The following is a 19,443-nucleotide window of genomic DNA, read 5'->3' as shown; positions in this document are numbered from 1 at the left end:
TTAAGAAGACGCAGTGTGCGAAAAGAACCGGCTCGACGGAACCTTCAACGTCGGACGGTTTTTGGGGTCAGGTTTGGGGATGGAGCAGATGAGGCCCGATTAGCTTGAAATACGGCTAATTCGGGCCCTTCTTCCGTTTAAGGCTATGTAACTGATAAATCCGGCTTCCCATTCCGGATTCTTAACGTCCGGTGGAAGAAGCAGGGGCTCCTCCGTCAGACGGGTTCATTCACACTTCAAATTTGCGCATAGTAGATTGCAGTTGCTCGAACATGTCACGCAGCATCTTCGCCGATTTGGCGACGCTGTTCATATAATCCTTTTGCCCTTCCGCAGCTGCTGCTACGCTCTTCATATTGTGCGTGAAATTATTTGCAATCGCTGCAATTTCCTCAATCGATGCCCGAGCCTCCTGCGCTCCGGCCGATATTTCCTGCGTTGTGACTGTAATTCCTTGAATTTCAGTATCAACCTGATGGGCGGATTGCAAGATTTCGGCCAAAGATTCCCCAACCTGCTGCATGAGGTCTTTACTTTTCTTTACTTCCGCTTCCCCTGCTTGCACCACTTCTACCGCTTCAGTCGCGGCTCCTTGTATGCGTTCAATTAATTCCTTAATTTGGTCTGCAGATCGTTTTGATTGATCCGCCAGTTTCTTCACCTCATTTGCCACAACCACAAAACCCTTACCGTGCTCCCCGGACCGCGCCGCTTCGATCCCTGCGTTCAGAGCGAGAATGTTGGTCTGCGCGGAAATTTTGGTGATTGTTGTAGCGATGGTTCCAATTTCTTGCGAAATCCGATCCAGGTTTTCTATTTTATTGCTCACTTTACCCGATGCCTCGCCTAGCGCTTCAAATTGTCTCATTGCAATTTGTACGGATTCATGGCCCTGTTCCGAATGCCTGACCATTACGCTTGACGATTCCATGACTGCGGCAGAAGACTCACTCACTTTGGAGATTCCTTCTGTAATTTCCTCGACTGCAAGGACGCCTTGAGAAACACTTCCGGCTTGCGCTTCCGCGCCTCTTGTCATATTCTGCATCTCAACAACGACTTGTTCCGTCAATTCTTTCGCAACGTCTGATGTTGCCTACAAATCGTTCGAGGAGCCTTCTATTTGCGAGGATACTTCTTGTATCGATACAACGGTTTCTTGCAAGCTTCTTAGAAAATGATTAATTTGATTATTCAACTGCCCGATTTCATCATGTCCGCCGACATTCAAATTCGAAGACAAACGAATCCTGCCATTTGAAAAAATCGCTTCTGTCGATTTATACAGCGTTGTAATCCTTTTTCCTACTACAAAGTAGGTCAAGATATACAAGAAAATCAATACGATAAATCCAATTATGGCGAATTTTATAATAAGCGCTTGTTTTTCTTTAGCAATCAACATTTCGGCTTTTTCCTGCGACATGGATACTCTGACGCTGCCCCAGTGTTTGCCGTTTATCGTAATCGGATAGGAAACATCCCACATATTCACGATTGTGTTTTCGATAACGCGCGGATATTGCTGTACCAGCGCTCCGTTATTGTTTTCCTGTTCATTTTTGCTTGCGTTTACTTCTTCCAATGTGTATTTAGCCGCGTTAAACCCTGTGCTGTCGTTAAATATGCGATTCGCTCTGTATTTTTGGCTTAACAGCCCTTCATCCCCCCAAGCATCCTTCGACTTCTCCCCAACCGGACTGTATACGGAGTTGTGTGTTCCGATATATCCCGATTTGTCGGGATCTTTGGAATACTTGGTCGGCAAAGCGAACACGATGTTTCGATCGCCCATGTAACTATCGATGATGGATTGCCACCGCAAATCTGTATATTTGTCGCTATTGCTTATATATTTTAATTCGTATTGCCATAAGGGTATTTCTTTACCGTCATGCAAGGTTACTTTTTGTTCCGCATATTTTGGATCCTGCTTTCGTTTTTCGGCCACTTGCTCGCTTTCTTTAATTACGGCTAAATTGTCATCAAATATCAGCTTCTCCAGCTGATCGCCTCTATACAGCTTCCCGTCAATGAAGATGCCGTTCTTAATATCCAATTCTGCCGTGCGCGATAAGGATAGGGCCAAGGATTGCGCCGCCGCCCGGCCTTTTTCGATAAAATTGTTTTTATCATTTCTTTCTATATCTTTTCCCGAGAAAAAGAACAGTGTGGAAAAAACGGCAAGAAAAACCAGAAAGATCATTGATAAAAACTTAAAAGTCACACTTTTAATTAAGGTATTGCGGCCGACTGGCATTAAGTGACTCCCCTTTTACGCTGCTTAATCATTTCTGTAGTTTGAAATTAATACATAGTCATTCGACATCATGCGCCATTATCCTACTTTATAACTGCTAATTTGAAATCTCTTTAGCGGGCATCTTTACGAGAAACGTCTTCCAGAACTGGGCGCTTCTTATTGACAACCATCAGCTGCGGGAATATGATGTTCGAAACCATCCAAGACAATTGATAATGGGAGGGGATCGTGTTGAACATGAAAGTTGAAGATATAATTCGAGAAGTACCCGAGCTAAACCATGAATTCGTAAGTATTGAAAGTCTTAGCGGAGGGCTGAGCAATCATACCTATAAGGTACAAACGAGAGAGCATGCATACGTTCTGCGCATCAATAGCAGGCAAAATGAGTATTTGAACCTGACACGGCGCTCCGAAGTCGAAATCATGAAGAAGGCAAGCCGTGAGGGATTTGCTCCTCGTGTCATTTCCAGCGATTTTCCGGAACAATTTGTAGTCACGGAATTTGTTAAAGGTCGAATGCTCGAGAAAGACGATCTGAAAGACGATCATATCAAAGGAATGATTATGGATCGCTTCAAACGGATACATAGTATGGAAGGCCACGGCAGAACATGTACTCCATACGATTTAATTCATGGATATTTGAAGGGCGCAGATCAGTTTAAAGTCAAGCAACCTGATGGATTAAACCGATTGTTGAACCGAGTAGAGGAAATCATGCATGGGCGGAGTAGCGACAAAGAATATAACCATAAATTCTGCCACAACGATACCTTTTTATGCAATATGATCTATACAGGCCAACAGCTGCAAATCATTGATTGGGAGTTGTCGGGAGTCGGAGATGTGTTTTTCGAGTTGGCTCTCATCCCGTTTACGAACCAGTTCAGTGAAGCAGATGAGCGTGAATGGTTGAAGCTATACTTCGGATATTTCGAGGAGGAAGCATTCCGCATCCTGCAGGACATGAAACTCGTGTCGATGGTTCGAGAGGCCGCGTGGGGTCTATTTTACAGCGGACTTACGAAGGGTGAGAATCACCATGACTTCGATTACTACAAGCATGCCGAATATTGCATTCAGCGAATTGAACAAGGGATTTATCAATTGTAATGGCAAGGCGAACCATGGTTCGGGATCCAAGCTAAGATTTTCGAGGAGGGTTCGGAATAATATGAGAGCCAATAAATTACGTCCCTTTGTTCCGTCAGGTTTAGATTACCCGCTTGCTGTTCAATTCTATGTAGATCTAGGATTTGAAATCATCTTTTCAGATCATGGACTCACGATTTTTAGAATTGACGAATTGGAATTTCATCTACAAAATTATCACAACCTTGAAATGCAAAATAACTACATGTTGGAATTGTGTGTTCAGGACCTGGATGCATGGTGGGAGCGCATTCAACGCAGCGGGGTTGTTGCGAAGTATAACGTCAAAGCTAAACCGCCTGAAATTCAACCCTATGGTAAGCGTGCGGTCCACCTTATAGACCCCGCAGGTGTGCTTTGGCACATTACCGAATGATTCAAGCCATAAGATACAAAATTGAAGATAGATAGGAGAGATGCCGATGGGAAATACGGATAAGTTCGAAATGATAGCGGGTATGTATGACACGCCTGAAAGAATCCATATTGCCAAGGTTTCATCCGATGCGATCCGCGAATATGCAGTTGACGCTAAAGATAAGAATGCGATTGATTTTGGCTGCGGGACGGGACTTGTCGGAATGAATCTGTTAAACGAATTCAATTCGATACTTTTCCTGGATACGTCACAAAACATGATAAATCAAGTAGAGAAAAAGATTTCCGATTTGAATCTTCGGCATGCAGATACATTATGCTTTGATTTTGAACAAGAAGGTCTATCGGATCTTCGTGCGGACTATATTTTCATGGCGCAGGTGCTGCTTCACATTCCTGATGTTGAATTTGTCCTAGCAAGGTTGTTTGATGTACTGAATGACGGAGGACACTTGCTGATCGTTGATTTTGACAAAAATGAAAAAGTGGTTCCAGATATCGTACATAACGGTTTTAATCAAGCAGAACTGACGGATATGATGATTAAGATCGGGTATAGGCTTATTCAATCCAAAACATTCTATACGGGAAGCAAACTATTCATGGGACAGGATGCATCTATGTTCGTTCTTGACTCTCGAAAGTAAAATTGGGTGAGCAGGATGGACGTGCCTATTTGTGGATGGAAGGCAACGTTCGGCAACGGGATCAGCTATTCACCTTGATTTTTGCCCGATATTGCTGAGGCGTGACGCCGACAACTCTTTTGAACAAATTGGAGAAACTCCCCAGACTCGTATAGCCGACGTGTTCCGCGATATCCGTAATTTTGTATTCCGTTTCTTCCAGCATTCGCTTCGCTTCCTGGATTCGTTCCTGAATGATGGCGTCCGACAAGGATAACCCGGTCTCCTTCTTGAACAATCTGGACAGATACGCCGGATTGAGATAGACATGGGATGCCAGCTCCTCACGGGTGATTTCCTGACTCAGACGTGAACGGATGTATTGCCTGATCCTGGCGACGACGGCAGAGGACGCATTGTTGCTCGTCTTAAGAAGCCGTACGGCTGCTCCGAGGCATTCCCTTGCCCAGCTCTGAAGGACAAGGGAATGCTTCGGGTAATTTTCCTTGTCCGTCAAGATCTTTAACTCCGCCGACTCGTGCATGGCTAAACCTTTCTTCGCTAGAACGGTGTGAATAATAAAGAGAATGCCATGAATGACCTGACGATGCGATTCCTTCGTCCATGTGTCCGTCCCGCTGCTGCCGAACCATTGCTTGACTCGCCGATCCAGTTCTTCGAGTTCGCCGAGCTCCAGGATGGTGGCCCATTCCGCAAACAAGCTTAAGGGGACCACTGCCGGCATATGCTCCAGCGGTTTGTCGGAAGCCGGGTAGACAGGCGTAAACACTTGCCTGGAGCGGCTAATGTTGCGTTGCTCTCTCTCCGTCACGTATGCGTAGGCACTCACGATCTCCGGCAGCAATACCGTCGGACTGATGTAGACGGACAAGGAACACTGCAGCAACCGCTCACACTCGCTGAGGAATTGCCTGCAATTGCGTTCCAGAACGTGGCCGACGGGGGGCCCTTCGCGCTTCTCGTAGGCAATCGCCAAATTAAGCCCCGCATGATCCTGAAGGACGACGCCCTCCAGCCCTCTCAAGATCAGCTCCCCGGCCAAATTGCGAAGCGCGTACTCCATGATGGCCTCATCCCGCGCGCTCAGGTTTTCCTTCCATTGTTCCAGTCCCAATAGAACCAGGATATAACGATCGCCCGGCTTGAAGTCCAAGCCGTACGTCTGTGCGGACCGTTGCAACGAATCCGGAAGAAGAGACGCGCGGTGGCCGAGAATGTCCTGCCAGAAACGCTCCACCAGGAGGGGAAGCTGCTGCTCCCACTTTCTTCGATAATCCCTCATCAACACCTCGAACTTATGCTGCTCCTTCTGCCTGCCGGCCTCCGCTATGGCATCTCCCGCCACCTTCTTAAGCTGCGCGTAATCGACGGGCTTCAACAAGTAATGGTACGCCCCGTGATGGATAGCCCGCTGCGCGTATTCGAAATCCGCATGGCAAGTCAGCATGATCGTAAGGGTGTTCGGCGAGTGCCGCTCCACCCAAGCGAGCAAATCCAACCCGCTCCTCCCGGGCATCTCGATATCGCAAATCAGCAAATCGACGGCATGCTGCCCCAGGCACTCCACCGCCTGTTCTACATGATCCGCCAGAAAGACTTCCGTCACGCCCAACCCGTTCCAGTCCACGCCTTGCTGCAAGCCGAGCAGGGCAAACGCTTGGTCGTCTACGATCAGGACTCTGTACATACGAACGATCATAGCCTCCTCTGCATAGGCAGCCTCATCTCCACGATTCCGCCGCCCTGCGGATCGTTGCGGAAGGCGAGATTCGCGGCTTCGTCATAGAACATATTTAACCGTCTGCGAACGTTCCATATTCCCAATTGGCGGTCCGTCGGCGCCTTCTCGTAAATTCCGGCGTTGAGCGACTCCAGTTGCCGTTCGGAGAACCCCGGCCCGGAGTCGCGGATTTGGATGGCCAAGCGCGGCACTCCGTCTTCCCCGTCTTCCTCACTCACGGTTACGGCGATACGGAATGGCTTAGCGTTATTGATAAAGCCATGTTTTATGGCATTCTCCACGAACGGCTGGACCAGCAAAGGCGGAACAAGCGCGTTCTCGAGCTCCCTCGGCAGCTGATCGTGGAAGATCAGCTTATCCGGATACATTACCATCTGGATCTCCATGTAGTTGCGGATATGATTCATTTCGCTGCTAAGGGTAATCCACGAATCGTTGGTGCTCATGATAAACCTGAAATAGGAGACCAAGTGACTGATCATCTTCTTGATGAGGGGGTACCTCTGAAGCTCCACAAGATGGTAGACGATATTCAAGGAGTTCATAAAAAAATGGGGATTGATCTGGGCCTGAAGGTGCTTGAGTTCGGCTTGCTGCACTTTCATATGCTCTTCGTAGATGTCAATCTTCAGATTGCTGATTTGTTCGGCCATCCGATTGAACTGCTGCGTAATCAACTGAAACTCCTTGGAGTTCTCCTCCTTCAGCCGGTAATCCAGCTGTCCCTTACCCAGGATGCGCATCCCGCTTGCCAACCGCTGAATGGGCTTAAACACAAGCCGGCTCAATAGAATAAGCAAAATCACCAAAATCATGATGACGGCAACGGGTATGGCCTTAATCACATGCTGGAACAGCGGCAGTTCGTCTAACAGCGACTTCTCGTTCAAGAGAATGAATATGTTGAGGTCGGAGAACAGAGAGGGTTTATTGACGAACAGATAGGAACTGCCGTCGCCAAGTTGAACGGTCGTGCTGGCGCGATTCGGCGGATGGTTCAATTGACTGCGGATGCGGACAAGATCCTCAGCCTCGAATTGCCCCCACAACACATGGCCGTCTTTGGATATGATCCCGATCTTCTCGTCGCTCTTTGTCGACTCTAACTGGATAAGAGGCTGCGCCAAAGAATCGATGCTGACAAGGACGCCGATGAGCAGCCTTCCGCTCTTATCCGGCAGCGTCTTGAACAAGACCGGTTCGCCGCCGACGTTCACGATCTCCCACTTGAAGGAAGTCGGAAAATAAGACGTTTTCAGTCTTGAGGACAGCCCGGAACGAATGTCGTCCCTTTCCTTGTAATACTCCTTCCGGCTGCTGAGGAATAGCTCATCGCGGTCGTGACGGTATACGAACACGGTGCGAATAATGGAGTAGTAGCTGACGTCGCTATACCACTGGTCCATCAATTTCCGAATGGACAAATAATAATTCACGCTGTCAGGACCGCTCTCCGAATAGAGCTCGAGCAGCATGCTCTCGTTGGCCGTTCGAAGCAAGTAGTTGGTGGTCTGTTCCAGCAGCTCATCGAGAGCGCCAAGATGCAGGGTCAGCGTATCCGAGGCGGATTTGGCGACTTTCTCCCGTACGATGTTCGTCGAATAGACGTTGGTGTAATAAAGAAAGAAAAAAAGAGGCGTCACCAGCAGCAGGACGAGAGCGCTTACTTTCATTCGCAATGATAGTCTCACAGTCTCTCTCCTCCCGGCACGCACACGCCAGAGCGGCGCGAAAGGGGGAAGACCCGACCTCGTCAGTCCTCCCCCTTGCCTCTTATGCTTTCTTCGCTTTCCATTCGTCGTATTGCTTCTGAGCCTCGGCGCGGATCTTCTCGATTCCGTTGGCCTTTAACTTAGCGTTGTATTCAGCCAGTACCTTGTCCACATCCAAGCTTCCCGTTTCCAGCAGCGGGCGATATTCCTTGACAATATTGCTGATTACCGACACTTCCGTTTTGACCGGCTCGGTATTAAAGCTGAAGCCGAACGATTTTACCTTATGGGCTCTATTGTTATACTCCTTGAACTTCTCCCATTTGTCCGGACTCTCGCCTTCCCACAAATAAGTGAGCGTCTGGTTCCCGAACATCCACTCGATGCCCGGAGCCCAACCGGTATCCGCGCGGGTAGCGATTCCGTCCGGCAACCTGATGAAATTATCCTTGCCTTCCACCTTTACGTATTGCCGGCCTTCCACGCCGAAGTCGATCAGATTGACGAGATGCTTGTCGGTGTGAAGAAGGTTCAGCAGCATCATCGTCCGCTCCGGATCGACGGATGTACGTCCGATGGCCATCATGGAGTTGCTGATGCTGGCCGTGCTCATCTCAGGGTCGTTACCCTTCAGCTTGACGAGTTCGATGCCCGTGGCACTCGAATCTTCCTTGTCGGAATCGGGTTTGTCAGATCCGAACTTCATCCAAGTCTTGCCGGCTTTGAGCGCATCTTCGGCGCTCGTCTTGGTTGTTGCGGCATCCTGGTTGATGTATCCCTTCTTGAACCAGTCGCCGTAGAGCTTCAATCTGTAAATCGCGGCATCGGACTCCATGGTGTTAACGATCATCTTGTCCGTCTTCGTGTCCAGCACGATCGCGGCAGGCGCGCCTGCTACCAGCTCGTAGCGGAAGTTCTCCTCCATGCTCTTTCTGGTTTTGTCGAAATAACCAAGCGTATCGGCACCGCTGCCCGACAGCCAAATCGGAGCGAGGCCGGGCTCCTTCTCCTTGATCGTTTGAAGCCAGGGCTCCAGGTCTTCCAGCGTATGGATCGAATTGACATCGAATCCGTATTTATCGATAATGTCTTTCCTGAACATAATGGTGTGGCTTTCGCCGATTTCCTTGTTCGTCGGAATCGCGTAAATTTTGCCGTTCACTCTGCCGCCGTCAAGGAAGCGGGGGTCCAGCGTATCCGTAATTCCTTTGCCGTATTTCGCTAACAGGCCATCCAGCGGAAGGAAGGCGCCTTTGGCAACGTTGTTGGCAAAATCGGCCCAGTTCGGAGCGAAGGTCAGGTCGACCTGTTCCCCGGATTGGTAGGCCAACGCCATCTTTTCTCCCCAGGAGGACCAGGGAAGTCCTTGGAAGTCGATCTCGGCATTGATTTTTTCTTTCAGGTATTTGTTTATTTCCGCTACGACTGCCTTGGTGTCGTTCTGGGGGAAACTTCCTACGGTATACACTTTAAGCTTGCGATACGTGGAGACGTCCGGATTGCCGGAACCTGCATCGCTGGATGACGCGCCGGCGCTGGTCGCCGAAGGTTTCCCGCTTGGCGAACCTTCCGAATTCGAAGCCTTGCTGCCGCAACCTGAGATGACGGACACGATCGCCATTAGCAAAGCTAAGGCCAAGACCCAACCTCTCGCTGCCTTCATTTCGTTCTGCCTCCCATAAGATTAATCATATATTCTAACCGGCGTTTTCGCCAGAGTTAGACATTTTTACCCCTTGATCGCTCCGACCGTGAGTCCTTTGGTGAAGTACTTCTGGAAGAAAGGATAGACGAACAGAATGGGACCGATGGAGACGACAACCATCGCCATGCGAAGACTTTCCGTCGGAACCGCTTGTTGCACCAGCAGCGCGACGCCGCTTCCCGCCAATTGGTTCTTGAAGAACTCCGCTTGGCGAATCATTTGAATCATCACGTACTGCAAGGAAAACTTGTCGGTATCGTTGATGAACAACAAGGAGTTGAACCAGTCATTCCAATACGTTAGCGTCGTGAACAGGCCGATGGTGGCCAGAACCGGCAGCGATATGGGAAGCACGAGCTGGAAGAAAATCCGCCACTCCGACGCCCCGTCCAGCTTGCCCGACTCGATCATCTCTTCCGGTATGGTCTGCTGAAAGAAGGTGCGCGTAATAAAGATGAAGAACGCGTTGGTAAGACCCGGAAGGATAAGCGCGATCAGCGAGTCTCTGAGGTGCAAATAGTTGATATACAGCAGATAGAACGGAACCAGCCCTCCGGAGAACAGCATGGTGATCAGAAGGTAAAAATTAAAGAACTTCTTGAATGGAAAGTCCTTGCGGAAGAGGGGATAGGCGTATAAGGCGATCAGCATGACCGCGAGAATCGTGCCGATACAGGTGACGGTTAAGGTAACCCCATATGCCCTTACCAGCGTAGCCGAATTGGTAAAAAGGTAGCGATAGGCGGAGAGATCGATCTCGTTCGGCCAGAACTTGTAGCCCTTGAGCGTAAGCATCTTCTCGTTGGAGAACGAGATGGCGACGATCAGCAGGACGGGCAGGATACACGCAAGACTGAACGCGATGAATGTTAAGTGAAGCAAGACCTCCGCCGGCTTGGACACTTTCTGATACGAATTAACGCTAGCTGCTTTGCTCATTTTCCATTCTCCATTCTAGAAGAGTGCCGTATCACGATTGAGTCTGCGAGCCAGCGCGTTGGCTCCGATAACAAGGAAGAAGCCGACTACTGATTGGTAAAAATTCGCTGCGGAAGACATTCCCAGATCGCCAAGTTGGATCAACCCCCGGTAGACGTACGTATCGATGACATCGGTCGTGGAGCGCAACGCGCCGGAGTCGAGCGTAACGTGATAGAACAAGCCGAAGTCGGAGCGGAAGATGCCGCCCATATTCAGAATCGTCAGGATGACCATCACGGGAGTCAGAAGCGGAAGCGTAATGCGGGTGATCTGCTGCCACTTGCTGGCGCCATCCATGACCGCGGCTTCGTACAGCTCCTCGTTGATGCCGGTTATGGATGCCAGATAGATGACGCTCCCGATACCGACGGAGTGCCACATTTTCGTCAACCATAGAATGTAGGGCCAGGCTTGGGGGTGCATGTAGGCGTTCACGGAGGAGTATCCGAATACGGGCAGTATGTATTTGACCAGGAAGCCGTATTCCGGATGCAGAAAGGCGTACACGATATAGCTGACGACGACCATGGACAAGAAATTCGGCATAATCATCACGGTTTGGTAAAACCGTGAAGCGAGCTTGGCGCGCACTTCGTTGACCGCTATGGCGACCGTAACCGAAAGGATCAGTCCGGATACGATAAACGCGATATTGTAGCCGACCGTATTGACGGTCACTCGCCATGCATCGGAAGTGGCGAAGAGGAACCGGAAATTGTTCAGTCCCGCCCATGGACTGCCCAGGATTCCATCGACGTAATTGATATTTTTGAAAGCGATGAGGACGCCGAACATCGGGATATAGCAATTAATAAAGAATAGGATGGTTGGCGGTAAAAGCATCAGCAGCAGCACTCGATTTCTAGCAATGTCTCTCAGCAGCCGGGCGATCCCACTCTGCCGCTCCGGGTGTGCCCGTTTGGACGCTGAACGTACGATGGATGGATTAGCCATAGCCTTGTAACCTCTTCTTCCCGATCAGGATGGCCTCATTATATAGGTCCGGGATGGAGGTTCTCTCTATCGCAGGTGACCTGATTTATTCGATCGTTACCTGATGAGAAAAATACGTCATTCGAATTTAGAGAATACGTCATTTACTCGATAGTGCCTTCATGGAGTTCATAGTAAATTTGGAAAGTGTCATGAAACACGAGGGGGAGGAGGGCCGGGAACATGGGGCGGAAATCCAATTTGGAATAACGGGAATCGAATTCCGATGAAAATGGAGTGATTAACGGATGAAAAAAATGTTGGGCTTGGCCGTTAGTTTGTTTATTCTGTTAAGCGGCAGCGTATCGGCGCATGGGACGGACAGCATGGCGGCGGCCGAGGGGAAAAGCGCAGGCCTCACCGTTCAAGTCAATGGCGTCCAAGTGGTTTCAACGGCAAACCATCGGTCGGCTGATGGCAAGCTGTATGTCTCCGGCCACGCATTCGCGGAGTTATTCGGCAAGACCTTTTCCGTAAACAAGGATCATAAAACCGCAGCATTCAACGGCAAAACCGTTTCGATTCGGATGAAGAACGGCGAACCGACGGTCTGGATCCGGGATTTGGCAGATGCCGTACACGCACAGAATGTAAGTTGGGATAAAGCGAAGCAGGAAGCGTATGTGCTGGCGCTGCCAGAAGGGTCCATTAAAATATCGGGGGTTGTTCCCGCCATGGGCGAACATTGGGCGAATCCGCAAGCCGGCGACCTTCCGACCGGGCCAATCTATGGCGTGTACGAAGGGAAGCTCGTGTTCCTCGAATATATGATTGCCCAGGATGATTTTGAAAAGGGAGTTAACCATGTCAACCTTCCCGGCATGAAGGGAGTCCCGTCCCCCGCTGTCGTCCAAATGGATGTGGAGTTCCAGGCTCACGGGCATGAGGGGTTTGAAGTTCCGCACTACGACATTCATGCGTATTTCATTTCCGACGAAGAGCAGCAAAAAATAAAATGAGATCCATCACATAACAAAATCAAAGGAAGTGTTTGCCCGATGGCAAAGAGATTCGACGGATTTTTTACGGCGATTCACAAAGGAGTACGTTACGGCTTAGCCCATGCATCCTTGAAAGTGAGTTCGATGGATTTCACAGACTCTGTGCAAGTTGACGAGTTGGTCCAGCAATGCAAGCCTTTGTTTAGAATGCTTCACTCTCACGCAGAACATGAGGATCATTATTGTGATCCTATCTACAAAGAACAAAGCGTGGAGAAAGCACAGATATTAGAGAACGACCATGTTTCCCTCGATAAGGAATTGACCGAACTTGATCGTCTTCTGCAGACGATTGCGCAAATGGAGAACCCGAACGAACGCCTGGAGATCTCGAAAAAATTCGTGCTGGATTATTTCCATTTTGCCTCTCATTATTTGGCTCACCTGCATAGGGAAGAAACGATAGGCATGGAAATGCTCTGGGCTGCACGTACCGATGAACAATTAATCGCGTTAGGCCATGAGATCGAATCCAATATTCCCCCGGAGAAGATGGGATTATTTCTGCAGTACATGATCCCGGGATGTAACATTCATGATCGTCTCGAGATGTTCGGTCCCATGAAGAAGTTCGCTCCGCCGGAGGTTTTTGAGGCAGCCGGCAAGTTGGCGCGAAGCGTTCTCTCGGCCGATGACTGGGCGGAGCTGGAGGCAAGATTGGCATGAGACACAGAACGATAAATCCGTGGAAGTGGCAGGATCAATTGGGCTTCGTGCAGGCAGCCGAGGTGAAGGCGGGGCAGCACGTGCTGTATTGCGCCGGGCAAACGTCCATGGATCCGGATGGCAAGCCGATCCATATCGGAGATATGCGAGCCCAGATGAAGCAATCGATGGACAATCTGGAAGTCGTGTTAAGCGAAGCGGGATACGCATTGTCGGATGTGGTAAGGCTTAACTACTATACGACGGATGTTGATCAATTCTTTGCCAATTACGATGTGATCGTGGGGCGCCTTACCCAAGAAAACGCTCAGGTGAGCGCCACGCTGCTCGGGATTTCAAGACTGGCTTTTCCGGAACTGTTGGTTGAGATCGAAGCGACTGCGGTGAAATAAAGCGATTCAGGCAAACGTCGAAAGGAGCTGTCTGCACAGCTCCTTTGTGCCATTTACGCCAAGTAAACAACCCCGTTCGTTCCATCTACGGTGACTTCGTCTCCGTCCTTTAAGATCGAAGTTGCCACCTTCGTGCCGACTACGCTGGGAAGCTTATATTCCCTGGCCACGATACTGGCGTGCGACAGGATTCCGCCAGCATCGGTAATGAGGGCGCCGGCGACGGAGAATAGAACCGTCCAAGGCGGTGTCGCCGTTTTACACACGAGGATATCGCCTTTATTCAGCTTGTGGAAATCTTCTTGCCCGGTAATGATCTTGACCCTGCCGGTATACATGCCCGAAGAAGCTGCGTATCCTCTGAAGGATTTCGCTTGTTCTTCCACGAGGTCTTGGGGCAATCCGAAAATACGCTCAATGACCGGATTCCGCAACTCGTCCGATGGGGTGCCGAAGAAAGGATTCGGCTGTTTGCCCTGATATTCTTTCAATCGATTTTGATTCTCCCGGGCGACCTCATGAAGGGCCTTAGGCTCTTGCAGGACCTCCAACAAATCATCCAGGTATAAGAAGAAAATGTCCTCTTCACCGGCAAGAATTCGATGCTGAACCAAAGTGCGCCCTACATTCTTCAAGAAGTATCGGGATTTGGCTGCCATCATCGCATCGATGTAGAAGTGATGATCCTCGTCAGCCCCCCAGCAAGACAGCGCCCATCCGTAGATTTCTTTAAAACGGTTTGTCATTTCCCCTTCGGGAAGGCGTTCGAACAGCTCGTACACCTTAGCGTGGCGTTCGGCAACGACTTGCTTGAATTCCTTGTCGAAATCGTATTCCTTCCGAACGTAATTCGTAATGACGGACAAAGCATAGGACGGATTCTCAAACCATGTTTCTTCCATGAACTCATGGGTCATCGCGGTACGGTGACCATAGATATTTAAGAAATCCCGCAGCTCCTTCATGAATTCCCTGCCTTCCGCTGTTTGCTCCAGGGTTTTCATCGGATTCCCTGACGTCGTTAGAGCAGCGCGAAGTAATGCGGAGGTTTTGACCTGTTCGGCTAATAGCCATAATCCGCGATCGGTTTCAAGAGACATATTCATGATCCCCTTCAACAAATCGTACACCTCATCAGGACGTTCTGCCCCGGTCACCTTCGCGTAAGCTTCCTCCAACTCGATCGCCAAATAGGTTCGAGGGATCGAGATTTCAAAATGGTACTCCCACGCTTTCATATAGAAATCCTGCAATTCTTCTATGTACTGCAGGGCTTCATTCAACGATAAATCCTTCGCAGACCGTTCAGACAACGTATTATAGAATGGCATAAAGAATTCATTCACCTTGCGCTCCAAATACGACTGAATCTGAGGATAATACTCCTCCATTTTTTTCTTATGCTTGACCATTCGTTCTTCGAGCGGCTCGGGATGGGGAGGCATCGTCTGATAATAGTAACCTTGATCGGTCTTCGCGATGAATTGAACGACGGGCATTTTCATGTTTTCAAAGGCTCGCTTGGTTCCTGTTGTGACGGCGGGTAACATAAAGGAGGCAAACAGAGGAGATAACGGTCTGGAGAAATGAGCATCATCCAGCATCCAAAATCCCAGCTGTCGATCGTTTTCGCTTAGGATCAAGTTGTTCTTCCAGTCCGATAAAGGGTTCATCTTTTTTTTTCTCCCTTCAAACGGTAATCTTTCTTGCTTGCAGGATATATAATTTTCCTTGGCGGTATGCAAATTCAAGATCGACCGGACGGCCAAGAAGCGATTCAACGGCCATCGTCATGTTCCGGAGTTCATACAGCTGTTCATCGCTTAAACTTGTCATCGATTTTTCTTCAGGGCCCGTTTCGACGATGCGGGTCCCATCCCGATCGGGGATCGTCTTGCAGGCTTTGTCTCCGAGTTGCCTTCTCAGGATTGCCCTCTCAGGTTTGGAAAGAATGAAAACGTCCGGAGTGACGAGGCCGGATACAACCGCCTCGCCTAATCCGAAGCTCGAATTGACGATCATCTCATCTTCATTTCCTGTCAGGGGGTTTTTGCTAAAGACAACCCCGGCAACGTCGGCATTTACGAAATCCTGAACGATAATGGACATTGCCGGGGCCTGGCCGCCTGCAGGGAATCTATTTACCAGATAGGATTGGGCATGGCCCTGATAGACCGAAAGCAAGCAGCGCATAATCGCTTCCATCAAGTTAACGAAAGTAACGTTGATTATCGTTTCGAATTGCCCGGCAAACGACGCCGACTCCAGGTCTTCCGTGGAACAGGAGGAACGAACGGCCACGGGAGGTTTCACATATCGGTTGTAAGCTGCCTCAATTTCTTGACGCAATAACGCTGGGAGAACCCACCTATTCGGGTCTTGATCTCTTTGGATGACAGACTCGAAGGCATGAGCCGGAATCATGAATCCTCCGGGCACAGGGAACCCGGACTTCAGCAGATACGCTAGGGTTTTCGCCTTTTCGCCGACTTCGTCCTCTGCCCGTGCCTCGGTAAAGGGAATCATCCTGCTCACAAACCAACACTCCTCACTTACCCTCTCCTACGATCATCATACGTGAATGGCGGTCGTTCAGCTATCAGGAAAATTACGTATATAGGGTAAAGGACAATTCATGCAACGCGTAGAAAATATATCTTCAAATAAGGATTGACCGTGAGTCCCCATAGAAGGGTTGTTTTCCAATCATGATCTTGAAGAATTCACCAATGGTCGAGAGGGAGAAGCACTTCAACCAAATTCCCGCGATCCTTGCCAACCTGAAGGATGGAATAGGCGCTATCGTTACCATCCTGGGTGAACCAGGTATCGGGAAAACCCGGCTATCCCAGGAAATCATGAATATCGCCGGTGAGCATCAATGCAAAATCATGCTTGGCCGCTCTTATTCTATCGGAGGAGATGCGGCCTATACTCCGGTGATTGAAATGTTGAATCAGAGTTTCCGCGGTGTAGATCCGGAGAAGGCAGCCGCGTGGGCAAAGGACCTGCCCGACTTAGGCAAGCTGTTGCGCCGATTCCCGCTTCCTGAGCCGCTGGGAGCAGGAGATCCCGCATTGGAGAAGACGCGTTTATTCGAGTCCCTGGTATGCCTCATAGAGCGAATGGCGGAAAATCAGCCGCTTGTAATCGTACAGGAGGATCTGCACTTCGCGGATCCTGCTTCCTTGGAATTTCTCCACTACTTGAGCCGCGGAATGAGTACCTTTCCTCTCCTGCTGGTGTTTACCGTCGACACGTTTGGATTATCCGTGAATCATCCTGTAAACGGCTTTATCCAATCGTTGCGAAAAGAAGAGTATTTTCAAGAATTCCGTCTTCATCGCTTGAGTGAAAGCGGAGTTGCTCGTCTGCTTACAGACCGGCTGGGACCAGCGTTGCCCGATGGCTTAATTCCCTTACTCATGAAACATTCCGAGGGCGTGCCTTTGTTTATCGATGAATTGATTCATTCTTTGCTCGAAACGGGTGTATTATCTAAGGCTGATGGGGATTGGACGCTCTCCATCCCGTCGATCGAAGCGATTCCCTATCGAATCAAAGAGTTGATGAAAGACCGTATCGGGCGGATCGATCGCGGGGATCACAAAGTGCTCCTCTACGCGGCCCTGTCCAAGGGGACTGCGGCCCATCGGATTCTTCATCGCCTCACGCAGATGAATGAAGATGACTTTCTGGCCGCCATACAAAGGCTCAAAACTTCAGGGCTTATTTATGAAGAGATTCAAGATACGGAGGTCCACTACGGCTTCTATCATGCTCTAGCGAAGGATGTCGTTTACGAAGAGCTTCCGATCATGGTTCGGCGGCGTGCCTATATGCATTACATTGAGGTTGCGGAAGAGATCGGGTTTGACGACACCGAGCACTTGGCTCATCTGTATGAGGGGGCGGGGGCGGAAGCGGACCCCGTTCGAACGATCCGCGTCTTCCTCCAGGAGGCGGAGAGGGCCTATCGGTTGCACGCTTACGCTTCTGCCGCAAAATATTATCAATCGGTCCTCCGGTTGATCCGAACAAGCAAGCTGCCGGAGGAAAAAAGCCGAATTCCCCGGCTCCTTCAGCGTTTGGGGGAAGTCCATAGAATGCTGGGGGAGCGAAGTGAAGCGGAGCGGTATTGCTTGGAGGCCATTCGAACGTACGTTCAATATGATGATCAAGTTGAAATCGCGCGGGTGCATGGATTATTATCGGTGATCTATTGGGAGTCGGGGGAAATCGACCAGTCCCTTCAATATCTGGAAGACGGCTTAAATCTCGCAAGAAGGCAGCAGGATTTCCCCGAAGTCTGTTATCAACTTCTGTATACAAATCTAACGTTCCTCAGCCGGCTCAAAAGGTCCAAGGAATATTGCCAAATCTATGAGGAAATTCAAGCGGTGCACAAGTTGATTGGAACCCCTCGGGCTGCGGCTCAAGCGGTCGTAGCGGAAATCGATTATTGGACATCCTGCGTGTATCTGGAGAATTATAAGCCGGATAAGGTTCGGGATTTGATCGAAAGACTGGAGAAGATGGAGGTTGAAGAGGAAACGCTGTTTCGCGGATATTTCTTAAGTTCGATAAACTTTACGTTCTGCGGCAGGTACGAGTTAAGCAGAACCTATTCGCAGAAAGCCCTGGAAGTTGCGGGAAGCATGCATGCTCTGGAACACGAGATCCGCAGCTATTGGATACAGGTCAAAGCGGATCTCTTAGGCGGCAATTGGAAGCTGGCCGCCTCCAAGGCCGATCTAAGCCTCTCTAAAGCCAAGAGAATCGACGTCGGCCGTCCGTTAATCTATGCTTATATTACCAAGGGTTTTGTTTATGCTTGGATGGGTAAATACGCTGACGCTCAGATGTGTCTGGACGATATGATGCGTCTAGTCCCCGCTTTCCCAACCAAAGATGGGCATATCGCGGACATGATGGCCCCGGTCGGGATGATGATTGCCCTGGGTACGGATAGCGCGGCAGGCTATTATGCTTCCATGTCTCGAACAAGACCTCATTATGTTTGCTTTCCTTGGTTTAACCTTGCCTTGTGGGGGGAAATTCAACTGGGTGCAGGTGACCGGGAAGGAGCGCTGGAAACCGCCAAGGAGCTGTTGGCCGGCAGGAAAGAAGAGAACCTCTTCGCTTGGGCGCTGGGACAGCGGTTGTATTGCAAAGTCGATTTGGCGTATGGGAACCGGGAATCTTCTTTGATCCGCATCCAGGAAGCGGCGAGCTGCTTTGCGGAGCTGAGAATGCCCTTGGAACATGCTCGCTCCTTGCTTGTCTCCGGTGCGATCATGCTGAAGGAAGATCCGGAAGCGGCCAAGAACATCCTGCTTCAATGCATGGAGATATTCGAACATCTGGATGCCGAACATGATTTGTACATGACGCAAGACCTCATGAAAAAGCTGGGGATTCGCATGCCAAAGCCCAACGCGGCGAGCGCTGCGAACAAAGAACCGGAATTAAGCAAGAGAGAAATGGATGTTGCCCGTCTGGTGGCCGAAGGATTGACGAACATTGAAATCGCGGAGATTCTGGTTATTAGTCCGCGTACCGTAAGCACGCATCTGGAGAACATCTACCGGCGTCTGGGTATCAACTCAAGAGCTTCGCTGGTTAAATATTTGATGAAAGCTTAGCTCATGCGGAAGGCCGCTCATCACCCGATTGGAGAAGGGGATGAGCGGTTTTTTTTTATCATTCAGAATTCATTTCTGAATGATCTTCGATAAAAACGACATTCTCTGTTCCTTGAGGACGACGAAGTCGTTTTTACTTACGTTAAAAATACGTCATTCGAGCT

The 19,443-nt window shown here is 49.7% G+C and carries 16 protein-coding genes; 7 read left to right on the top strand and 9 right to left on the bottom strand.

Annotated features, from left to right (window positions below; all coding sequences use genetic code 11):
- Positions 1–229: 229 nt before the first annotated feature.
- Complete coding sequence (locus GE107_RS08925; RefSeq protein WP_219639329.1) at positions 230–1,072, bottom strand: methyl-accepting chemotaxis protein; 843 nt, start codon at positions 1,070–1,072, stop codon at positions 230–232.
- Positions 1,073–1,096: 24 nt separating this feature from the next.
- A complete protein-coding gene (locus GE107_RS08920) occupies positions 1,097–2,260 on the bottom strand; it encodes a methyl-accepting chemotaxis protein (RefSeq protein ID WP_219639328.1) in 1,164 nt (387 codons plus the stop codon).
- Positions 2,261–2,500: 240 nt separating this feature from the next.
- On the opposite strand from GE107_RS08920, the gene GE107_RS08915 reads away from it, so the two are divergent.
- From GE107_RS08915 to GE107_RS08905, 3 genes are all read left to right on the top strand, one after another.
- Entirely contained in the window at positions 2,501–3,379 is an 879-nt protein-coding gene (locus tag GE107_RS08915; protein ID WP_255570351.1) for a choline/ethanolamine kinase family protein, read from the top strand.
- A 61-nt stretch (positions 3,380–3,440) separates the two neighbouring features.
- Positions 3,441–3,794 (top strand): VOC family protein, encoded by a 354-nt coding sequence (locus tag GE107_RS08910; protein ID WP_219639326.1) that lies wholly within the window; start codon positions 3,441–3,443, stop codon positions 3,792–3,794.
- Between the two features lie 46 nt (positions 3,795–3,840).
- Complete coding sequence (locus tag GE107_RS08905) at positions 3,841–4,443, top strand: class I SAM-dependent methyltransferase (RefSeq protein ID WP_219639325.1); 603 nt, start codon at positions 3,841–3,843, stop codon at positions 4,441–4,443.
- A gap of 61 nt (positions 4,444–4,504) precedes the next feature.
- On the opposite strand, the gene GE107_RS08900 is transcribed toward GE107_RS08905, so the two are convergent.
- The 5 genes from GE107_RS08900 to GE107_RS08880 form a co-directional block, all read right to left on the bottom strand.
- A complete protein-coding gene (locus GE107_RS08900; protein WP_219639324.1) occupies positions 4,505–6,130 on the bottom strand; it encodes a response regulator in 1,626 nt (541 codons plus the stop codon).
- An 8-nt stretch (positions 6,131–6,138) separates the two neighbouring features.
- Positions 6,139–7,875, bottom strand: coding sequence for a sensor histidine kinase (locus GE107_RS27095; protein ID WP_219639323.1), 1,737 nt, complete (start codon positions 7,873–7,875; stop codon positions 6,139–6,141).
- Between the two features lie 82 nt (positions 7,876–7,957).
- The gene (locus GE107_RS08890) at positions 7,958–9,559 is read right to left on the bottom strand and encodes an ABC transporter substrate-binding protein (RefSeq protein ID WP_219639322.1); all 1,602 of its coding nucleotides are present in this window, start codon (positions 9,557–9,559) and stop codon (positions 7,958–7,960) included.
- A gap of 66 nt (positions 9,560–9,625) precedes the next feature.
- Positions 9,626–10,540 carry a carbohydrate ABC transporter permease gene (locus GE107_RS08885; protein WP_219639321.1) on the bottom strand — a complete coding sequence of 305 codons (915 nt, stop codon included), beginning with the start codon at positions 10,538–10,540 and terminating at the stop codon, positions 9,626–9,628.
- 15 nt (positions 10,541–10,555) lie between these two features.
- Entirely contained in the window at positions 10,556–11,536 is a 981-nt protein-coding gene (locus tag GE107_RS08880) for an ABC transporter permease (protein WP_219639320.1), read from the bottom strand.
- Between the two features lie 365 nt (positions 11,537–11,901).
- On the opposite strand from GE107_RS08880, the gene GE107_RS08875 reads away from it, so the two are divergent.
- Genes GE107_RS08875 through GE107_RS08865 form a run of 3 tightly spaced genes read left to right on the top strand, consistent with a single transcriptional unit; the run spans position 11,902 to position 13,634 of the window.
- A complete protein-coding gene (locus GE107_RS08875) occupies positions 11,902–12,534 on the top strand; it encodes a hypothetical protein (protein WP_219639319.1) in 633 nt (210 codons plus the stop codon).
- 39 nt (positions 12,535–12,573) lie between these two features.
- Complete coding sequence (locus GE107_RS08870) at positions 12,574–13,242, top strand: hemerythrin domain-containing protein (protein ID WP_219639318.1); 669 nt, start codon at positions 12,574–12,576, stop codon at positions 13,240–13,242.
- Positions 13,239–13,634: a RidA family protein gene (locus tag GE107_RS08865; protein ID WP_219639317.1), complete on the top strand. Its 396-nt coding sequence runs from the start codon at positions 13,239–13,241 to the stop codon at positions 13,632–13,634. The genes GE107_RS08870 and GE107_RS08865 overlap by 4 nt, the downstream gene beginning before the upstream one ends.
- A gap of 53 nt (positions 13,635–13,687) precedes the next feature.
- Here the strand turns inward: GE107_RS08865 and GE107_RS26920 are convergent, their stop codons facing one another.
- Entirely contained in the window at positions 13,688–15,139 is a 1,452-nt protein-coding gene (locus tag GE107_RS26920; RefSeq protein ID WP_304516780.1) for a PEP-utilizing enzyme, read from the bottom strand.
- Positions 15,140–15,323: 184 nt separating this feature from the next.
- Positions 15,324–16,160 carry a PEP/pyruvate-binding domain-containing protein gene (locus tag GE107_RS08855; protein WP_255570349.1) on the bottom strand — a complete coding sequence of 279 codons (837 nt, stop codon included), beginning with the start codon at positions 16,158–16,160 and terminating at the stop codon, positions 15,324–15,326.
- 182 nt (positions 16,161–16,342) lie between these two features.
- Between GE107_RS08855 and GE107_RS08850 the strand changes: the two genes are divergently transcribed.
- Positions 16,343–19,279 (top strand): helix-turn-helix transcriptional regulator, encoded by a 2,937-nt coding sequence (locus GE107_RS08850; protein WP_219639314.1) that lies wholly within the window; start codon positions 16,343–16,345, stop codon positions 19,277–19,279.
- The last annotated feature ends 164 nt before the right edge of the window (positions 19,280–19,443 follow it).

The organism is Cohnella sp. CFH 77786 (genome assembly GCF_019400745.1).
Lineage (GTDB): Bacteria > Bacillota > Bacilli > Paenibacillales > Paenibacillaceae > Cohnella.
This window is presented reverse-complemented; position numbering and strand designations above follow the sequence as displayed.